The sequence below is a fragment of the Rhizobium terrae genome, assembly GCF_003425685.1.
GTDB lineage: Bacteria > Pseudomonadota > Alphaproteobacteria > Rhizobiales > Rhizobiaceae > Neorhizobium > Neorhizobium terrae.
Genome location: NZ_QJKM01000003.1, coordinates 233,115 through 252,906, shown reverse-complemented (window position 1 = coordinate 252,906; position 19,792 = coordinate 233,115). Strand labels below are relative to the sequence as shown.

The 19,792-nt window shown below is 61.9% G+C and carries 17 protein-coding genes; 11 read left to right on the top strand and 6 right to left on the bottom strand.

The genetic code is table 11. The features are described 5' to 3' along the window. The first annotated feature begins 253 nt into the window (after positions 1-253). From DMO26_RS06780 to DMO26_RS06770, 4 genes are all read left to right on the top strand, one after another. Positions 254-2,818: a methyl-accepting chemotaxis protein gene (locus DMO26_RS06780; protein WP_117191268.1), complete on the top strand. Its 2,565-nt coding sequence runs from the start codon at positions 254-256 to the stop codon at positions 2,816-2,818. Between the two features lie 151 nt (positions 2,819-2,969). Beyond that, positions 2,970-3,179, top strand: a complete 210-nt coding sequence (locus DMO26_RS33585) for a hypothetical protein (protein WP_162894750.1) — start codon at positions 2,970-2,972, stop codon at positions 3,177-3,179. Between the two features lie 101 nt (positions 3,180-3,280). After that, a complete protein-coding gene (locus DMO26_RS06775; protein WP_117191267.1) occupies positions 3,281-3,724 on the top strand; it encodes a hypothetical protein in 444 nt (147 codons plus the stop codon). A 23-nt stretch (positions 3,725-3,747) separates the two neighbouring features. Continuing rightward, positions 3,748-5,343, top strand: a complete 1,596-nt coding sequence (locus DMO26_RS06770; protein WP_162894749.1) for a tetratricopeptide repeat protein — start codon at positions 3,748-3,750, stop codon at positions 5,341-5,343. Here the strand turns inward: DMO26_RS06770 and moaA are convergent. Beyond that, a complete protein-coding gene (moaA, locus tag DMO26_RS06765) occupies positions 5,340-6,329 on the bottom strand; it encodes a GTP 3',8-cyclase MoaA (protein ID WP_404947026.1) in 990 nt (329 codons plus the stop codon). The two genes, DMO26_RS06770 and moaA, sit on opposite strands and share 4 nt — an antisense overlap. A gap of 238 nt (positions 6,330-6,567) precedes the next feature. On the opposite strand from moaA, the gene DMO26_RS06760 reads away from it, so the two are divergent. Then, a complete protein-coding gene (locus tag DMO26_RS06760; RefSeq protein WP_117191264.1) occupies positions 6,568-6,942 on the top strand; it encodes a gamma-butyrobetaine hydroxylase-like domain-containing protein in 375 nt (124 codons plus the stop codon). A 15-nt stretch (positions 6,943-6,957) separates the two neighbouring features. Here the strand turns inward: DMO26_RS06760 and DMO26_RS06755 are convergent, their stop codons facing one another. Beyond that, entirely contained in the window at positions 6,958-7,437 is a 480-nt protein-coding gene (locus DMO26_RS06755) for a MarR family winged helix-turn-helix transcriptional regulator (RefSeq protein WP_117191263.1), read from the bottom strand. Positions 7,438-7,484: 47 nt separating this feature from the next. Here DMO26_RS06755 and DMO26_RS06750 point away from each other — a divergent pair, with 47 nt between their 5' ends. After that, positions 7,485-8,411: an alpha/beta hydrolase gene (locus DMO26_RS06750; protein WP_117191262.1), complete on the top strand. Its 927-nt coding sequence runs from the start codon at positions 7,485-7,487 to the stop codon at positions 8,409-8,411. 66 nt (positions 8,412-8,477) lie between these two features. After that, on the top strand, positions 8,478-9,086 hold the full coding sequence (locus tag DMO26_RS06745; protein WP_117191261.1) for a pyridoxamine 5'-phosphate oxidase family protein: 609 nt from the start codon (positions 8,478-8,480) through the stop codon (positions 9,084-9,086). 36 nt (positions 9,087-9,122) lie between these two features. Here DMO26_RS06745 and DMO26_RS06740 read toward each other — a convergent pair whose 3' ends face one another. After that, the gene (locus tag DMO26_RS06740; RefSeq protein WP_117191260.1) at positions 9,123-10,193 is read right to left on the bottom strand and encodes a GGDEF domain-containing protein; all 1,071 of its coding nucleotides are present in this window, start codon (positions 10,191-10,193) and stop codon (positions 9,123-9,125) included. 296 nt (positions 10,194-10,489) lie between these two features. Further along, positions 10,490-11,881 carry a class II fumarate hydratase gene (fumC, locus tag DMO26_RS06735; RefSeq protein ID WP_117191259.1) on the bottom strand — a complete coding sequence of 464 codons (1,392 nt, stop codon included), beginning with the start codon at positions 11,879-11,881 and terminating at the stop codon, positions 10,490-10,492. 381 nt (positions 11,882-12,262) lie between these two features. Here fumC and DMO26_RS06730 point away from each other — a divergent pair, with 381 nt between their 5' ends. Then, positions 12,263-14,203: a L,D-transpeptidase family protein gene (locus DMO26_RS06730; protein WP_117191495.1), complete on the top strand. Its 1,941-nt coding sequence runs from the start codon at positions 12,263-12,265 to the stop codon at positions 14,201-14,203. Positions 14,204-14,266: 63 nt separating this feature from the next. Here the strand turns inward: DMO26_RS06730 and gph are convergent, their stop codons facing one another. After that, positions 14,267-14,968, bottom strand: coding sequence for a phosphoglycolate phosphatase (gph, locus tag DMO26_RS06725; RefSeq protein ID WP_117191258.1), 702 nt, complete (start codon positions 14,966-14,968; stop codon positions 14,267-14,269). Between the two features lie 168 nt (positions 14,969-15,136). Here gph and rpiA point away from each other — a divergent pair, with 168 nt between their 5' ends. From rpiA to gor, 3 genes are all read left to right on the top strand, one after another. Then, positions 15,137-15,832: a ribose-5-phosphate isomerase RpiA gene (gene rpiA / locus DMO26_RS06720; RefSeq protein ID WP_117191257.1), complete on the top strand. Its 696-nt coding sequence runs from the start codon at positions 15,137-15,139 to the stop codon at positions 15,830-15,832. Positions 15,833-15,849: 17 nt separating this feature from the next. Continuing rightward, positions 15,850-16,563: a DUF2059 domain-containing protein gene (locus tag DMO26_RS06715; protein WP_117191256.1), complete on the top strand. Its 714-nt coding sequence runs from the start codon at positions 15,850-15,852 to the stop codon at positions 16,561-16,563. Between the two features lie 156 nt (positions 16,564-16,719). Continuing rightward, entirely contained in the window at positions 16,720-18,108 is a 1,389-nt protein-coding gene (gor, locus tag DMO26_RS06710; RefSeq protein WP_117191494.1) for a glutathione-disulfide reductase, read from the top strand. A gap of 29 nt (positions 18,109-18,137) precedes the next feature. Here gor and DMO26_RS06705 read toward each other — a convergent pair whose 3' ends face one another. Continuing rightward, positions 18,138-19,478: a TadE/TadG family type IV pilus assembly protein gene (locus DMO26_RS06705; RefSeq protein WP_117191255.1), complete on the bottom strand. Its 1,341-nt coding sequence runs from the start codon at positions 19,476-19,478 to the stop codon at positions 18,138-18,140. Positions 19,479-19,792: the final 314 nt, after the last annotated feature.

Here is a 19,792-nt window from a genome sequence, read left to right as displayed (position 1 = left end):
GTCTTAAAGCAACGACTTACGCCTCGCCAGTGCTGATTGTAGCCGCCGGCATTGTTTTGCGCTGAGGTGAGGCGATGCCGAAATGCGACAGCTTGCGCCGAAAGCGAATTGTAAGGGTCCCGAATTAACCGTTGTTCAACTCAATTTGCCGAATGTAGGGGAAATCGTTCCCGCATGACGCTGGAATTGTGCCGTTGCCGTTTCGCGCATGCCGCTGGCGCTGGACGGGCACTTGGTTGCACTTGGGGGAACAATGTCTTTCATAGATCGCCTTCTTCAGAGCCGCAGGATCGTCACCAAGGTCCTGCTTTTCGTCGTGCCGCTCGTTGTCCTGATCGCCGGCGTCGGATTGGCCGGGTATTACACGGCCAGCATGTTGAACGGTCATATGACGGTGACGCGCGCGACGATCGAGAACATCGGGGATTTCGAAAACCTCCAGGCGGTTCTCCAGGATTTCACCGCAAAACCCGACAATGCCTCGCTGGATGCGCTGAAGAGCGGCATCGACAGACAGGAGAAGGGTGTCCAGGTGCTCGAAGGGCTGCTGGTGACCGATGGCGACCGGGAGCGCGTCGACGTCGTCAAGCGACTTGCGCCGCTGCTGCGCGCCGATACCGACGCCCTGTGGGCCATCAAGCAGAAGCGCGACCAGAACGCCTCGGCGCTCGACTTCAACATCGAAGACATCCGCAGCGTCGCAACCGGCGTCGCCGATCAGGTCGCCAACGTCCGCAAGCAGTTCGAAGGCAAGGAAAAGTTCGCCAAGGGCATGGTGCTGGAGGCCTATGCCTACAAGGCGATCGCCGAGCAGATCGGCGAGCTTCGGAGTTCGGTCAAGGAGACAGGCACGGACGAGGGTGCGATCAGCACTGCCGACATGTATCTCGGCATCCTGGCCAAGACCTTCGAAGAGGTGCAGGCTTTCCTGACGCCGAACGGCGTCAAGCAGCTGAAGCCGATCAACGATGCCATTGCCGGCCTCGCCGCGACCATCAAGGGCAATCAGACGGCTCCGGAAAAAGCCGATGCGGTCCGCAAGGCCGTGGCCGGCATGGAACAGCACCAGCTGAAGATGGAGGCGGAAGTCACCAACAAGGCCGGCAACGCGGCGTCGCGTTTCGCCAGCATCGAAGGCGAGGTCGCCAGCCTGCGGACACTCCTCGACCGCAGCGCCGATTCGCTTCGCCTGATCGACGGCATGGAGCTTTACGTCGAACGGCTGCGCGCGACCCAGACCGAGGACGCCCGCAAGGAAGTGCTTGACGTGATGGCGAAGCTGAGGTCCACGAGCGCCGAGGTTTCCGAACTTGCCAGGAACCCGGCGATGCGCGAGTTCTCCACCCTGCTGCAGCCGCGGCTGGCGTCGATCGAAAGCGACACGGCCCGGCTTCTGTCGATTGCCGCGGAATGGAAGAAGGCGCGCACCAAGGCCATGGAAACCCTGACGACCGGCATGGCGGGTCTCAAGAACTTCGTCGCCCAGGCCCAGGAAGTGGGCAAGGAAGACAGCGAACGTTCCGCCCAGCTGTCGCTCGTCGCCATGGTTGTCGGCACGCTGCTCGCCATCGCCGGCGGCCTGATGCTGGTCGAAACCCTGCGCGGTCCGCTGCGCCGCGTCACCGAGGTGATGAAGCGCCTCGCCGACGGCGATCTCGAAGTGAAGATCGAGGGCCGCGAGCGCGGCGACGAAATCGGCGACATGGTTCGCTCGGTCACCGTCTTCCGCGACGCCGCCGTCGAAAATGTCCGCCTCGAACAGGATGCCGCCGCAGCCCGCGAACTCTCCAATGCGGAAGCCGAACGCCGCGCCGCCGAACGCGCCCGCATCGCCGGCGAACAGCGCCAGGCGCTCACCGCGCTCTCCGACGTGCTCGGCAAGCTTGCCGAAGGCGATCTCGAACGCAGCATGGACGAGGACCTGCCGGAAGATTTCATCGAGATGGCCCGCACCTACAACCAGGCGGTCGAGGCATTGCGCGCGACGCTTGCCGACGTGCGCTCCACGGCCGAGGAGATCGACGGAGGCACGGGCAACCTCGCATCGTCTGCCGACGATCTTGCCCGCCGCACCGAACAGCAGGCCGCAGCGCTCGAAGAAAGCTCACGCGCCCTCCGCCACTTGAGCGACATCGTCCGCTCGACGGCCGACAGCGCCAAGCAGACGTCGGTCTCGGTCAACGAAACGGAAGAGTTCGCGGTCCGCTCCGGCGAAGTGGTTGCCCGTGCCGTCGATGCGATGGGCGAGATCAGCCGCTCTTCCGATAAGATCGCGACGATCATCGGCGTTATCGACGAGATCGCCTTCCAGACCAATCTTCTGGCGCTGAACGCCGGCGTCGAAGCCGCCCGTGCAGGCGAGGCCGGCCGCGGTTTCGCCGTCGTCGCCCAGGAAGTGCGGGAACTTGCCCAGCGCTGCGCCGGTGCCGCCCGCGAGATCAAGGGGCTGATCTCGGCAAGCTCGACGCAGGTCTCGAACGGCGTGCACCTCGTCGAGGAGACGGGTTCGGCGCTGACCGAGATCATCGGCCACATCACCGACGTCCGCAAACTGGTTGCCCAGATTTCCGCGGCGACCGGCGAGCAGTCGACCGGCATCAACGAAGTCACCAAGGCCGTGCAGGAAGTAGAACTCATCACCCAGCGCAATGCCGCGATGGTCGAGGAAAACAACGCCGAGATCCATGGCCTGCGCCGTCGGGTGGAAATGCTGTCGGAAAAGATCGAGCGCTTCAAGACGCGCGATCCGGCAAACGCCTCCTTCCATGCCGGCGCCCACGAGCGGCGCGCAGGCATGCGCCGCAGCGACGCGGCGTGACATACATGCTGGATGAAATGGAGAAGCCGGAACCCCCGTTCCGGCTTATTCTGTTTATTCTACCTGTCTTGCGAAGGTCAAACGATGTATCTAGGCCCCTCAACCAAGCTGTGGTACGCTCACTATGCTCAGGCTGATGGGGTGCGATTGGATGGGTACTGTTTCTTCCCTTGCCGCAAGGATTTCGGCGCTGTTTGGCCCGCGTATCCGAGCACGCGAAGAAACTGAAGTCGTGCCGTCCGGTCGCGAAGGCCCCGCGCCAGATATCGGAGAACTCAAGACCAGCGCCGCAAACAACGATATGGAGTTGGTCGAGAGCATGCGGATCAGTCAGGCTGCAACGGTTCATCGCGATGTTTAGTCCTGTCGTCCCTGCTTTAGGCGCCTCTATGTAGGTCTTGGCGCCTCGACGATTATGATTTGGTTCTATAATATCTAGTGCTTATGAAGGTGGAGGATTTCATGGACCCGATTTCCGCCCTTGTGGCGATTATTGCGGCCGGCGCAACCAGCGCCTTGAAGGAGACGGCAGGACAGGCTGTGAAGGACGCTTATGCCGGCGTCAAGGCGTTGCTTATCCCTCGGCTGAAGTCCTTTGCCGAACTTGATGCAGAGCCGGCCAAAGAGGAAAACCGCCAGAAAGTCGTCGAGGAAATCAAGAGCACCGCCGCCAACGACGATCAGGAAATTCTTGATCGTATTGGTCAGTTGCAGGCTGCTCTCCAGGCACGACCGGCGGCCGACCTGGCGAAGGCCGGCGTCTCGATTGAGGATTTGAAGGCCGCCGGTGATATCCTGATCAAGAATGTCAAATATGGCAGATACTTCCACGTACAGGGCTTGAACTCGGCGACCGGCAAGATCGATATCGGTGGCCTGGAGGGAGATAATTCCTCAAAAAAGTAAGTTCTGCCGAAATGGCAGGATATATGGTCAGGGATATCTCCAGTCAGGGCGATATTTCCATTGTATTTGGAATGACCGGCCAGGAGTTGGCCGGGGTTATGGAAAGTAGATCCGAAGAACGCATCGCAAAGCTGAGCGCGGATTTAGGCGTCACCAATGCCGCGACGGCAGCTTTTTTCGAGATCCTGGGCGAAAGACAGGTACCCACCAATGAGTTGGTGACGAAGCTTGTCCAGATCGCCATGGCCTATCGTTCGATGCAGCAGCGCTTGGACCAGTTAACCAGCGATGACGGGGAAATCGAAAGCCTGAAGGAACAGGCGCGCCGGGAAATAGCACAAAAGAGATATGACAAGGCCGAAGCCATTCTCGCGGATGCCGAGGATCGGCTTTTGAGCAAGCTGGACGCAGCTGAGCGCGAGGTTCTCCGGAAGGGGCAAGATGCCGCGGATACCCGCGCCGTTCGGGCCGAACTCCAGCGGGTCCGGCTTGACTATGTCGGTTCGCTGGCCAGCTGGCGTGAAGCTTCCCGCCTTGCAGTCCGTTATGAAAGCGACAAGTCAGCCGAATATCTGACGCAATACGGCGTAACCGCGGCCGAAGCATCCGACTGGCGTGCAGCATCTGCTGCCCTGACGCAGGCAGGGGAAATTCTTCGCTCAGAGAATGCGCCGCCGGAAGAACTTATCCGGATCAGCACGCACCTCGCCCAGGCCAAAAATCGGCTGGGGCAACGCGAAGAGGCTGCAGCCCTTTTCGAGGACGCGGTAAAATTCTACCGCCTTTCAGACGACCGTCCAAACCTGGCACGCACGCTTAACAGCCTGGCTGCCGTCCTGATGGACAGGCGTCAGTTTCCCGCGGCTTCCAAGCTCGTTCAGGAAGCCTTGAGCATCGGTTCCGTTGTGCTTTCGCAGCCGCATCCCGATTTCGCGGTCTGGCTGAACAATCTCGCCACCATCCGCTTTGAACAGGGACGTATCGACGCCGGCGTCCGGCTGTTGCGGCTGTCGATAAAAATCGATCGAGAGACGATCGGACTTGAACATCCGCAAGCTGTGCGGCATCTCGCCAACATGGGCACCATGCTGCTTCAGGCCGGCCGCTTTGACGAGGCAGGCCCATTTCTTCAAAAATCCATCCAGCATGCTATAACTACATTCGGGGCGTCGAGCAGCGTGGCCGCCAAACGTCTTGCAAATTACGCCATCCTTCTCCTTGACAACAAATTATACTCTGAAGCCGAACCGCTCTTCAGGGACGCGCTCGAGAACACGGCTTCATCGGATGCAGACGTCAGACAGTCTTTGACCTTGCTGCGCAACGCGCTCGGTCGGCTGTTATGCGAGACGGACCGTATCGACGAAGCGCTGCATTATCTGAAACCGGCATTCGACGAGGCTTGCACCTGGGAAGGCCAGTTGCCGGCGAGAATCCTCATTTCAGCGAACTACGCCAAGGCCCTATGGCTTTCGGGCGAGGGAGATGCCGCCAAGTCGATACTTGAACAGGCAATCCAATCCATCGAGAGCAACAACCTCAGCGCGTTTCCCAGAATGGAAAGAGTCTATCTCGCCTTTGCCGACGTGTGCAGCGGCCCGGCCCCAAAGCGGGGTTAGCCGCCGGTCACACTCATGTGCCGCGCCACGGCGGGGCGCTTGTGCTGGCGGTCGATGATGAAGTCGTGGCCCTTCGGCTTGCGGCCGATCGCCTCGTCGATCGCGGCGGAGAGATAGTCGTCGCCCTCGGAGGCGCGCAGCGCCGTGCGCAGGTCGGCAGCGTCGTTCTGGCCGAGACACATGTAGAGCGTGCCGGTGCAGGTCAGCCGCACGCGGTTGCAGCTTTCGCAGAAATTATGGGTCATCGGCGTGATGAAGCCGAGCCGGCCGCCGGTTTCCCCGACTTCGACGTAACGGGCCGGGCCGCCGGTCTTGTAGGGGATGTCGGAGAGCGTGAACTGCTCTTCGAGATCTGCCCGGACCTTGGAAAGCGGCAGGTATTGGTCGGTGCGGTCCTCTTCGATCTCGCCCATCGGCATGGTCTCGATGACGGTCATGTCCATGCCGCGGCCATGCGCGAAGCGGATCATCTCGGGGATTTCGAACTCGTTGAAATCCTTGAGCGCCACGGCGTTGAGCTTGATCTTCAAGCCGGCCTTCTGCGCCGCGTCGATGCCTTCCATGACCTTGTGGAAATCGCCCCAGCGGGTGATCGCCTTGAATTTGGCCGGATCAAGCGTGTCGAGGGAGACGTTGATGCGGCGGACGCCGCAATCGTAAAGCTCATCGGCATATCGGGCAAGCTGCGAGCCGTTGGTGGTCAGCGTCAGTTCGTCGAGCGAGCCGGCTTCGACGTGACGGCCCAGCTCGCGCACCAGGAACATGATGTTCTTGCGCACGAGCGGTTCGCCGCCCGTAAGGCGGATCTTACGGACGCCCTTGGAAATGAAGGCGGAACAGAGCCGGTTGAGCTCTTCGAGCGTCAGCAGGTCCTTCTTCGGCAGGAAGGTCATGTTTTCCGCCATGCAATAGGTGCAGCGGAAGTCGCAGCGGTCGGTCACCGAGACGCGCAGATAGGTGACCGCACGACCGAACGGGTCGATCATCGGCGCCTTGTCCGCGATGATTGGTGCTGCGCCCCCGACCGGTCCTGCAAAACTGTTCACGTGATATTCTCCCTTGCCCTTGAAAGTGGGGGCTTTGAGGCTCGGCGTCAAGTGTATGACAGCCAGTCCGGAGGGCGGGGGCAAACGGATTGAGTGACGAAGGGGGAAACCGCTTGCAGCGGACCGCGTCTGCCCATAATCCATCGGCGGGATGAAATGACAATCGGGAGTTTGGGTCATGAGCGAGATCTGGCCGACGGAATTGAGGGTCTCGAAGGACCGGCACACGCTGAACATCACCTTCAACGACGGCCGGTCCTTTCCGCTGGCGGCGGAAATGATGCGCGTTCTTTCCCCGTCGGCGGAAGTGCAGGGCCATGCTCCCGGCCAGAAGGTGACCGTGCCGGGCAAGCGCAACGTCGGCATCCGGGCGATCACGCCCACCGGCAATTACGCGGTGCGGATCGGTTTCGACGACGGGCATGACAGCGGTATCTTCACCTGGACCTATCTGCGCGAACTCGGCGAGCAAGGCGAGGAACTTTTTGCCGCTTACGAACGGGAACTCGCCGAAAAGGGATTGAGCCGCGATCCGCCGCAGAGGTCGCGCTGAGCGAACCCATGTGCGTCAGGCCGGCTCCGGACCGTCCTCGCGCATTTCGGCCTGCAGCGTGACGATCAGCCGTTCCATCGATTCGGCCATGGCCATGCATTGTTCGAGCGGCTCGTTGGAAAGCGTGCGCTCGATCAGCCGGGTCTGGATCGCCATCGCCTCCTCGGCGATCGTTCGGCCCCGTTCCGTCAGATGGAGGCGCAGCACGCGCTTGTCTTTTTTGTCTCCGATGCGTTCGACCAGCCCGCGCTTTTCCATCTGCGGCAGGGTCATGCTCATGTTGGAGCGGCCGACCAGCAGCTTGCGGGCCAGTTCCTGCTGCGAAATCCCCTCGAACCGGTAAAGATTGACGAGGATATCGAGATGCGGCGGCTTGATGTCGAGGGCGGCAAGCTCGCGCGTCAGCACCGTCTGCATGAGCTGGCAGGCGCGCGCCACGGCCACCCAGCTGCGAAAACGCGGATGATCCCAAGGAAGGGCTTGATTTTTGTTCATGCCTGTACTTTATTGTTCAACATTGAACATTATTGGATTTTCTCACTATGGCACCGTTTGCGATTCAGGTCACCCGTCTTGCCTTCGCCACTTTTGGGAGGGTTTTTCCGCAAAGAGCGGCCGAGCTTGCCTTCGTGCTGTTCTGCCGGACGCCGTCGCGGCGCCCGAAGAGCGACAAGGCCAGGGCCATGGAGGAGGAGGGGCGCGGGAGGCTCGCAAAAGCCGAGAGAATACCGTTTGCGGCTGGCGGATCGGCGGTGATGGCCTATCGTTTCAACGGTGACGGCAAGGCCGGCCGGCCGCGTTACCTCGTGGTACACGGCTGGGGGTCGAACGCGGCCTATATCGCGGCCCTGCCGGCCGGACTTGCGGAGACGGGGGCGGAGGTCGTCGTGCTCGATTTTCCCGGCCACGGACTGTCGAGCGGCCGCAGCCTCAACATGCGCCAGGCGGTGGAAGCCATCGTCGAAGCCGAGCGCCGCTTCGGCCGGTTCGATGCCGCCGTCGGCCATTCCTTCGGCGGTGCCAGCCTCATGCTTGCCGTGGGCGGCATCTTCCCCGGGGCGGGTTCGATCTCGCCGGCGAAAGCCGTGGTGATCGGCGCGCCGAGCCACATCCACTGGCTCTTCGACGACTTCTCCCGCATGGTCGCATTGCCGCCGCACGTCAAGGCATTGCTGATCCGCCACACGGAGAAGATCGCCGGCGCCTCGCTCGACGATTTCGATACCGTTGCGGTGGCCGAGCGCGGGAACGTTCCGCTGCTGGTGGTCCATGCCGAGGACGACAAGGAGGTCGCGGCCGATCATGCCCGCCGTTTCGACGGCAGCGCTGCGGCGCGACTCCATTGGGCGAACGGGCTTGGGCACCGCCGCATCGTCAGCGATCGCGGGGTGATCGACACCATCTCGGCCTTTCTTGCGGAGGGACCGAGGCCTGCCCGCGATGTTCCCGGCAGCGATGCTGCCGCTTGATGGGCGGCAAACGTCATCATAGTGTCACCGGCGCCGGCTACGGGCGATCGATTGCGGGGACGAATCATGACGATCATCACATCGGTTGAAGATTTGAAGGCCATCTATGACGGTGTTTCCGAGGCATCGCTCGCCAAAGTGACGAAGACGCTGACGCCGGAATATCGCCAGATGATCGAGGCTTCGCCCTTCGTCGCGCTTGCGACCGTCGGGCCGGAAGGCCTCGATTGTTCGCCGCGCGGCGATCTCGGCGGTGCGGTCAGAATTCGGGACGAGAAAACCTTGCTCCTGCCGGACTGGCGCGGCAACAACCGCATCGATTCGCTGTCGAATATCGTCCGCGACCCCCGCGTCGCGCTGATGTTTCTGGTGCCGGGTTCCAACACGACGATGCGCATCAACGGCCATGCCGTCGTTTCCGTCGAGCCGGCGCTTCTGGAAAGCTTCGAGATGGACGGACGCCATCCGCGCAGCGTCACCGTCATCACCATCAACGAAGTCTATTTCCAGTGCGCCAGGGCGCTGATGCGGGCAGAACTCTGGAACCCCGAGCATTTCGTCGACCCGAAGAGCCTGCCGACCCCCGGCACGCTGCTGAAAGCCGCGAAAGCCGATTTCGACAGGGAAACCTATGACCGCGAATGGCCCGAGCGCGCCGCAAAAACGATGTGGTGAGCCGGCCCGTCGCGAGCCGGCAGCTTTTCCGGAGGGTTACTTCCGGTAGATCAGCCAGCTCTTGCCGACATAATCCTTCCGCATGCCGTCCTCGAAGAAGACGGTGCGGTTGCGGCCGCTGTTCTTGGCGTGATAGAGCGCGGTATCGGAGCTCGCATAAAGCTCGCCGGGATCGCTTGCCTGCGAACCCATTGCAAAACCGATCGAGATGGTGACGGGGCCGTAGTCGATGCCCGAGCGCGAATTGCGGAACGTCCGCGTTTCCAAGGCCCGGCGGACCCGCTCGCAGATGATCATCACCTCGTCCGGCGTATTGCCTTCGACGATCATCGCGAATTCCTCGCCGCCGGAGCGGGCGACGAACACGTCCTTGCGGACATTGGCACGGATGACGGAGGCGACCGTCGCGAGGATCTTGTCTCCCACCGGATGGCCGAAGCTGTCGTTGATCTTCTTGAAATTGTCGATGTCGGCAAGCACCAGCGCGCTGAGCGCCAGGGTCGCCGAATTGTTGTAGACCGCTGCCAGCCGTTCGTCGAAGGCCCGGCGATTGGCGATGCGCGTCAGCGAATCCGTATTGGCGATGCGCTTGTATTCGTCCAGCTCCTTGCGGACCTGGTCCATCTCCTGCGAGCGCTGCACGACGCCGCCGACCGTCTTTTCGCCATGCGCCAGCGTCGAGCCGGTCGCCTCGCTGAGCAGCGAAATGGCGTTGGTCAAAAGGTCGGTCGAGAAGTGGCTCTTCGAATTGATCCGCTGCGCCGTTTCGCCGAGCAGCTTGCTGTAGCTTTCCAGCGAATTCTGTTCCTGACGCAGCAGCTTCAGCAAGGAATCGAGTTCGCCGAGCAGCTTGGAATGCGCGTCGTCGATGACCGCTGCCTGGCCGGCTCCGAGATGCCGGTGGGCGAGCTGGTCGAGTTCCTCCTGGGTGGCACGGCTTCCGAGTGCCGCCAGATCACGGGTCAGATCGGGATTGGAGCCGATATAGGCTTCGTAGAAGAGCTGGTAATTGCGGGGGATCGGCGCGAGCCCCATGGAGCGCACCGCATAGATGATCTGACTGATTAGATCGTTAGATTGCGCCTTTGGCGCAGTTGCCGTCGTCATCGACGATCCCCGTTAGATCCCGCCTGTGTGTATGTAAGCGAATTAGTATGTGAAAAATGTTGGAAAAGAATTAAGGGGTCAATTCTGAAGGACTTATTTCTCAATTCGTCTCGCACCGGCCGAAGTACCTGATTATCGTCAGAAATAGTGGACTTAGTGAAAATCGGGCGCCTGCGGCGTTCACCTTTGGCCAAAGTGTTTTATTATCAAGATCAGTCGATTTTGATGCTTCCGTGTGCCGAAATCCCCGCCGGCCGGCCGGCGGGGTGCGCCTTTTTGCCGTATCGGGATACCGCTTATTTCGGGCCGATCATGTTTTCCGGACGGACATATTGGTCGAACTCCTCGTTCGTCAGATATCCGCCGCCGACGGCTTCTTCACGAAGCGTCGTGCCGTTCTTGTGGGCCGTCTTGGCGATCTTGGCGCAGATGTCGTAGCCGAGCCTGGTATTGAGGGCGGTGACCAGCATCAGCGAATTTTCGACGCCGCGCTTGATATTGTCCTCGCGGGCCTCGATGCCGACGACGCAGTTGTCCGTGAAGGAAACGGCGGCATCGCCGAGGAGCTGCACCGACTGCAGGAAGTTATAGGCCATCATCGGATTGTAGACGTTGAGCTCGAAATGGCCCTGGCTGCCGGCGAAGGTGAGCGCCGCATGGTTGCCGAAGATATGGGCGCAGACCTGGGTCAGCGCTTCCGACTGGGTCGGGTTGACCTTGCCCGGCATGATCGACGAGCCCGGCTCGTTTTCCGGCAGCGACAGCTCGCCGAGGCCCGCGCGCGGGCCGGAGCCTAAGAAGCGGATGTCGTTTGCGATCTTGAAGAGAGCCGCTGCGGCGGCATTGATCGCGCCATGCGCGAAGACCATCGAGTCATGCGAGGCGAGCGCCTCGAACTTGTTCGGCGCGGTCACGAAGGGCAGGCCGGTGATCTTCGAGATTTCCTCCGCGACCTTTTCGGCAAATCCGACCGGGGCGTTGAGGCCGGTGCCGACGGCCGTGCCGCCCTGGGCGAGCTTCGAAAGCGCCGGCAGCGTCAGTTCGATATTGGCGATCGCCGAGGCGACCTGGGCGGCATAGCCGGAGAATTCCTGGCCGAGGGTGAGCGGCGTGGCATCCTGCGTGTGCGTGCGGCCGATCTTGATGATGTGGGCGAACGCCTTGACCTTGACTTCCAGAGCTTCGTGCAGGTGCTTCAGCGAAGGGATGAGGTGGCGCACGATGGTTTCGACGCAGGCGATATGCATGGCCGTCGGATAGGTGTCGTTCGACGACTGGCTCATGTTGACGTGGTCGTTCGGGTGAACAGGCTTCTTGGAGCCCATGACGCCGCCGAGCATTTCGATCGCCCGGTTGGAGATCACCTCGTTGGCGTTCATGTTCGACTGCGTGCCGGAGCCGGTCTGCCAGACGACGAGCGGGAAGTGATCGTTGAGCTTGCCGTCGATGACTTCCTGAGCCGCTTCGATGATCGCCTTGCCGAGCGCGGCGTCGAGGCCGGCAAGTTCCATGTTGGCGCGGGCGGCGGCCTGCTTGACGATGCCGAGCGCACGCACGACCGGAAGCGGCTGCTTTTCCCAGCCGATCTTGAAATTGCCGAGCGAGCGCTGCGCCTGGGCGCCCCAATAACGGTCGCCTGCCACTTCGATCGGGCCAAACGTATCGGTTTCGGTGCGGGTCGATGCCATCTTCGCTGCCTCCCAGGCTATGTCGTACTCGTGGTCGCTATCGGGGATTCAACAAAGCGTTACCGCCTCAACCCCGGCCGGCGGCATTACTATACGATTGCTACTGGTCTGCAAGACGGTCGAGCCTGCTTTTCATGCGCCTCTTCGCGTGCCTTTTATGACACGGACCCTGGAATTATGCAGCAGAATCCGCGTCGTGTTTTTCCGCCCGCGCTTCGGCGTCAGTAAAAATTTAACGAATATTTTCTTAACCTTCTGCCGGCGCGCCGATGCCGACACAATGGCGGGTGGACTCGCCGGGGACTCGGGCGTTTCTTTCCATCCCTCACGCGATCGGTTAGATGGCGTGATACATATTCGAGCCCGCAAATCAGGATGCGGATGCAGGTGACGGGGACGACATTGCAGCACATATACAGGAAAACTTCGATCGCGCTGGCGCTCATGTCGGGTATTTCGATTTTCGCCGGGGCGGCGGCTCCTGCCCATGCCGTGACCCTCCTCGATATCCTGCGCGGCGGCCCCGGCGCGAACCGCGGCGGGCCGGCAGGCAACGGCCTGCCGGGCGTCGAGACGGGTCGCGCCGCGATGCCGAGCGAAAAGAGCCTTGCCGATCCCGAGCCGCTGCCGAAAGTCTCCGGTCCGCGCTATTACACCTACAAGCCGGATGCCGAGCGGGTGGTGAAGACGGCGGGCTTCGCCGCTGCGTCCGCCGCCGACGGAACCCGTCTGATCACGACGGCGAAGGTCATGGCGCCGGCGGAAATCGCTTCGGCGCTCGAAGCCTTCTATATCAAGACGGCGGAGCCGATCTGGATTTCGAACGGCGACGTCAACGACAAGGCCAGGGGCGTGCTCGCCCTCTTCGAGAAAGCGGGGGATTACGGTCTCGACCCGGCCGATTACCAGCTCTCCATTCCGGCGCTGACGACGGCAAGCGTCGCGGCCCCGGCAGATGCGCCGGCCACGCTCGTGAACGCGTCGGTTGCCCCCGCCGCCGTCACGCCGGCGGATGCCCACGACGCGGCCCTCATGCAGTTCGAACTGGCGCTGTCGGAAAAGGCCCTGACATTCGCGCAGGACATGCTGCGCGGTCGTATCGACCCGAACAAGGTGTCGGGATACCACGATTTCAAGCGCAAGGATGTCAAGCTTTCGCTCGTTCTGCCCTTTGCCAAGGAGGGCACCGATGCGGCGGCCTATCTCCAGGGGCTGGCGCCGGCAGGTCCGCAGTTCCAGGCCCTCAAGGCCGAACTCGCCAGGCTGCGCGCGGAGGCCGTCACCGAAGGTCCGCGCGTGTCTCTGCCCGGCGACCTTCTCCTGAAGCCTGGCAAGAGCAGCCCGGACATGGCCAATATCATCGCCGCGATCCAGCATACCGGATCCGAAGCGCTGAAGACCCGGCATGCCGCGACGTTTGCCGCCTACCAGCAGACGCCGGACTACACGCCGGAACTGGTGGAGGTGGTCAAGACCTTCCAGGCGGAAGTCGGGCTGAAGCCGGACGGCGTGATCGGCGCGGCGACCGTGCGCAAGATGGTCGGCCACACGTCCGAGGACAAGATCCGCAAGGTGGTCGTCGCCATGGAACAGGCGCGCTGGCTGCCGGACGATCTCGGCAGCCGCTACGTCTTCATCAACCAGCCGGCCTTCACGGTCTATTATCATGACAAGGGTGTCGAGCAGTTCTCGATGCGCGTCGTGGTTGGCTCGAAGTCGAACCAGACCTATTTCTTCCAGGATGAGATCGAGACGGTGGAATTCAACCCCTATTGGGGCGTGCCGCAGTCGATCATCATCAACGAGATGCTGCCGCACCTGCGCCAGGACCCGAGTTATCTCGACCGTCTCGGCTACGAAGTGTCGGTCGGCGGCAAGGCCGTGCCATCGAGCAGCGTCAACTGGTTCGGCTCGACCGAGAAGGTTTCGGTCCGCCAGCCGCCGTCGAGCGACAATGCGCTCGGCGACCTGAAGATCCTGTTCCCGAACAGCCACGCGATCTATATGCACGACACGCCCTCGAAAAGCTTCTTCCAGCGCGACATGCGGGCGCTGAGCCACGGCTGCGTGCGTCTCGCCGAGCCGCGCAAAATGGCCGCCGCCGTGCTCGGCACGACGATCGACGACGTCAACGCCCGTATCGCCAACGGCCAGAACGTTGCGACCAAGGTGCCGGTGAAGATCCCGGTCTACGTTTCCTATTTCACCGCCTGGCCCAACAAGGACGGTGTGGTGGAATATTTCGACGACGTTTATGGCCGCGACGATGCCATGGCCAGGGCTTTCGACGCGACCACCAAGGTCCGCGGAGCCCAGAGCTGAGACCGGATCCCCATCAAGGAAAAGGCGGCTCCGGCCGCCTTTTTTGTCTCTGCCGTTCCCGTGTTACCGCACGAGGGCGGCGCGCTTTGTCTCGCGGGAGATCAGCGTTTCCACCAATTCCACCGTCAATTCGTCATAACCGCCGATGACGTGATCCGGACCGAGCGTATCGACCGCGACATCCGAATACCCGAAGGTCACGGCGACGGAGGGAATGCCGGCATTCTGCGCAGCGAGAATATCGTTGATGCTGTCGCCGATCATGATCGCCGTCGCGGGGTCGCCGCCGGCCCGCTCGATCGTACCCAGAATATGGCGCCCGTCGGGCTTTCGGTAAGGGAAGGTATCGCCGCAGGTCATCGTCGCGAAGCGGTGCGTGAGACCGAGCTTTTCGATAAGCTGGACGGCGAGCTGGCTGCTCTTGTTGGTGCAGACGGCAAGCCGCATGCCGGCCGCTTCGAACTGATCGAGGCAGTCGATCACGCGGGGATAGGGCAGGCTTTTTCCGGGCATATGGGCCTGGTAATGCGCCATGTAGCGGTCGAAGAGCCGCGCGGCGGTGGTTTCGTCGAGCGGTGCCTTTCTGAGTTCGAAGGCGCGCTGGATCATCACTTTGACGCCTTGGCCGACGAGATGCGTCAGGTCTTCGAAAGTGACCGGTGCCAGGCCGACCGCCTCGATCGTATGGTTGAGGCTGTCGATGAGGTCGGGAGCGGTGTCGATCAGCGTTCCGTCGAGATCGAAAATGACGAGGGGAGCAGTCAATGAAACCTCGCAAAGGCTGGTTCGAAAAGCGTCCGATTACGGAAAGCCGCCGGGAAAAGCAAATATGCGAGATTCGCCGCCGCCTTAAAACCCGGCAAGGGGACTTTCGTTTGCGAGGCGAGCCGTGTAAACAGCGGGTCGGCGAAAACAGCGGGGAGCTTTTGGCGGATGGACGCCCGGCAAATGAAGGTCAAGGCGGCTGAGGCGGCACTGGCATATGTCGAAGACGGCATGCGGCTCGGCATCGGTACCGGATCGACGGCGGAAGAATTCGTCCGGCTGCTGGCGGAAAAGGTCCATGACGGCCTTCGCGTCGAGGGCGTGCCGACGTCCGAGCGTACGGCGCGGCTGTGCGTCGAACTCGGTATTCCGCTGAAATCGCTCGACGAACTGCCGGAACTCGACCTGACGATTGACGGCGCCGATGAAGTCGATGCCAATCTGACGCTCATCAAGGGCGGAGGCGGCGCGCTTCTGCGCGAGAAGATCGTCGCCGCCGCTTCGAGCCGGATGATCGTGATCGCCGACGCAAGCAAGCTGGTGGAGACGCTCGGCGCCTTCCCGCTGCCGATCGAGATCAATCCCTTCGGCCAGGCCGCCACCCGCATCGCGATCGAGAAGGCGGCGGCGAAACTCGGCCTGAGCGGCGAACTGAAACTGCGCAAATCGGGTGACGACGTCTTCATGACGGATGGCGGCCACCATATCATCGACGCATCTTTTGGCCGCATTCCTGAGGCAGAGGCTCTTTCGGCCGAACTGAATTCCATTCCCGGTGTCGTCGAACACGGGCTGTTCATTCATATGGTGTCCTTTGCGATCATTGCCGGTGAGGCCGGAGCGCGGACGCTCGAGGCGAAATAAACTAGGAGTAACAACTCATGATCAGATTCGCGGTTTTTGGCCGTGCCGCCGCCCTGGCGATCCTTTTCTCCGGTGCCTTCACCCTGTCGGCTCGCGCGCAGGAAGTGTCGGAGGCTCAGCTTGCTGCCGCAAGGGATGCCATTGCTTCGCTGAACGTCACCGATCGTTACGACAACATCCTGCCCAACCTGGCCGAGCGGCTGAAGGCTCAGTTCATCCAAGCCTCGCCGAACTTCCAGTCGCAGATTTCGGCCGTCGTCGACGAGCAGGCGCTGACGCTGGCGCCGCGCCGCGCCGACCTGGAGCGGGAAGCCGCCACCATCTACGCCAAGAGTTTCTCGATCGACGAGCTGAAGGTGATTTCCACCTTCTTCAACACCGAAGCCGGCAAGAAGCTTCTGACCAACCAGCCGCTCGTCAGCCGGGAACTGGTCAAGGCCGCCGAGATCTGGGCGACCGGCATCTCCCGCGACCTGACCAACCAGAGCTCGGAAAAGCTGCGCGGCATCATCGATTCGACGCCGATCCAGGCGCCGGTGATCGATCCGGCACCGGCCGATGCCCAGGCCGCGGCGCCCGCACCGGCAAAGCCTGCAACTCCGGCACCGGCAAAGCCCGCAACCCCTGCTGCGGCACCGGCCAAACCTGCCGCGCCGGCGGCAGCACCGGCCAAGCCGGCCGCCCCGGCTCCGGCCGCCAAGCCCGCTCCGGCTCCCGCCCCGAAGCCGTAATCGGCGGCCCATTGATTTTCGGAAACGGCCCGGAGCGATCCGGGCCTTTTTCTTTCGGTGGGTATTGCAGCTTGCGGCTTTTGCTTTTCCGGGGTGGATCATTATATGAGGGACATCCCGCCGCCTGCCCTGCAGTTTGCCCTCAAGGAGAATGCCATGACCGCCTATGACTACGATCTGTTTGTGATTGGCGGCGGATCGGGCGGGGTGAGGGCGGGCCGGGTCGCGGCATCGCTCGGCAAGCGGGTGGCGATCGCCGAGGAATATCGTTTCGGCGGAACCTGCGTCATCCGCGGCTGCGTGCCGAAAAAACTCTTCGTCTATGCCTCCCAGTACCACGAGCATTTCGAAGATGCCGTCGGCTACGGCTGGGAGGTGGGCGAAAGCAGCTTCGACTGGAAGAAGCTGATCGCCGCCAAGGACAAGGAGATCACCCGCCTCGAAGGCCTTTACCGCAGGGGGCTGGAAAACAACGGCGCCGAGATCGTCGAAAGCCGTGCCGAATTGGTCGACGCCCATACGATCCGTATCGTCAAGACCGGCAAGACCGTGACGGCGGAGAAGATCGTCATCGCGACCGGCGGGGCTCCCAATCCGCATGCGGCGCTGCCCGGCCACGAGCTCTGCATCTCCTCGAACGAAGCCTTCCACCTGCCGGAACTGCCGCGCTCCATCCTGATTGCCGGGGGCGGTTACATTGCGGTGGAGTTCGCCAACATCTTCCACGGCCTCGGCGTCGATACGACGCTGATCTATCGCGGCAAGGAAATCCTCTCGCGCTTCGACCACGACATGCGCCAGGGCCTGCACAAGGCGATGGTCGAAAAGGGCATCCGCGTCATCCTCACCGATGTCATCGAAGAGGTGACCAGAGCGCCCGCCGGCGGGCTGGTGGCGGAGACGATGTGCGGCGAGACGCTTGCCGTCGACACCATAATGTTGGCGCTCGGCCGCGATCCGAATACCGACGGTCTCGGGCTGGAGGCTGCGGGCGTCGACGTGAACGAGCGCGGTGCGATCGTGGTCGACAAATATTCGCGCACCAGCGTGCCGCATATCTATGCGCTCGGCGACGTCACCGACCGGGTACAGCTGACGCCCGTGGCGATCCACGAGGCGATGTGCTTCATCGAAACCGAATATCGCAACAACCCGACCGCGCCCGACCACGACCTGATTGCCACCGCCGTCTTTTCTCAGCCGGAGATCGGCACCGTCGGCCTCTCCGAGGAAGAGGCCGCCAAGCGCTATCCGGAACTCGAAGTCTACCGCGCCGAATTCCGGCCGATGAAGGCGACGCTCTCGGGCCGTGCCGAAAAGATGATCATGAAGCTTGTCGTCGACGCGGCGAGCCGCAAGGTGGTCGGCGCCCATGTGCTCGGTCACGATGCAGGCGAAATGGCGCAGCTTCTCGGCATTTCGCTGAAAGCGGGCGTCACCAAGGACGATTTCGACCGCACCATGGCCGTCCACCCGACTGCGGCCGAAGAACTCGTCACCATGTACAACCCGAGCTACCGGGTCAAAAACGGCGAACGCATCTGACGCGTTCGCGGATGCCGCATGGCCTGCCTTCAGCTGGTGATGCGCGGGGAGGTGACGATCTTGAGGAACAGGGTCTGCATCGCCTTTTCGATACCTTCGGTCGGGCTGACCTCGAAATAGAAGCCTGGCGTGGCGCATTCCTGCATCTTGGTCGCGATCTGCGACTGGAAGGGCGCCACCCATTTCTTGTAGAAGTCGTTTTCCGGCAGTTCGAGATAGGTCGTGTAGAGGACCGCAATCCGGATGCCGCGATCCTTCAGCGTCTGGCAGGCCTGGGTGTCGATCGGCTCGATGCAGCGGGTGCCGTTCGTCGTGCCTTTGGGGCTGGTGCAGCCCTTGGATTTTGCGCTGTCGCCGACGCCGTCCGCAACGAAGAAGACGATCTTCTGACGATCCGTGTTGCTCGTGCCCTTGCCCGGCGTGCCGTCGATTTCGCCGTTGATCCCCTTCAACGCATCGTCGAAGCTCGTCTGCTGGTCGTTGTTGTAATTCTGTTTGGGGATGCTCATCAACTCGATCTGGTCGGTCGCCTTGGCGACCTCGCCGAGGTTGTAGTTGAGGCCCGCCACCTTGAAGAGTTTCGCGTCCATCGCCGTCTTTCCGAAGGTGTAGGCCGCAATGCGGAACTGGTTGGCGACCGTCTGGGTATCGGTGGCCTTCGTCATCAGGGCCTTGGTCGCCGCGGCCACGACGTCGATGCGGGTCGTCACGTTGTTGTTCTTGGCGACGTTGTAATAGCTTTTCGGATCCTCGACGCCCGCTTCCGAGACAATGTGGCAGGCGAAGGCGCAGTTGGCGTCCTTTCCTTTGCCGTCCGACCCGAGGCGCGTGGCCTCCTGCATCGTCTTGATGTCGTGTGGCGTCGCACCGACCCCCATGGACGGGGTGTTGTCCAGCAGCATGAAGAAATCCATGAACGCCGGAGCCTGGAACACGGCGGTGGCGACGCCGGAGACGGCAACCTGATCCTTGCCGAGAATGCGCATGAAGGCCGTGGGCATCTCGGCTTTGAACGAGACCCGCGAGGAGATTATCCCGTTGTTTTTCACGATCGCGATATCGACCGTGAGAGGCAGTTTCGAAAGCTCGCCCGACATCTGGCTCATGAAGATGCGGTTGGCTTCCGTCGTATCGAGCGGGACGCTGCCATCGCCCGACATCGACATCGCCTGGGCGACGGCCTTGGATTTTTCGGCGATCGCGCCGACGGCGGCGGCATCCGCGGCGCCGACGAGTTCTGTTCTGAGACTGAGCGCACGCCCGAAATCCACCGCCATTCCTGCGGCCCCCATGACCGGCACCATCAGCAATGCCGTCATGATGCCGAAATTGCCCAGTCGCTCTTCCCAGAGCCGTTTTACAACATGCATCGTTTGTTCCCCAGCAGTCGAAATTTCCGGGGAGTATTGCTTAAATTAGTGAAATCAAACCTAAAGCGACGGCCAACTCGGTCTCCAGGCCGAATTCGAACATCCGCTGCCTCCGGAGGCGACCCGGAGGCCTTGTTGACGGAATCCGGTTATTGGCCCCAAGGATGGTCTGGAAGGGTGCAGGAATTGATGATCATCAATTGCGAAAAAGCCCGTCTCGTCCTGGCGGGCTTCAAACGCGGCGATGCGGCTATGCAAGGCTGGCGTTAAGGTTTATAAGCCGCCTCGATTTTGAGGACGGCCGTCGGCCCAGC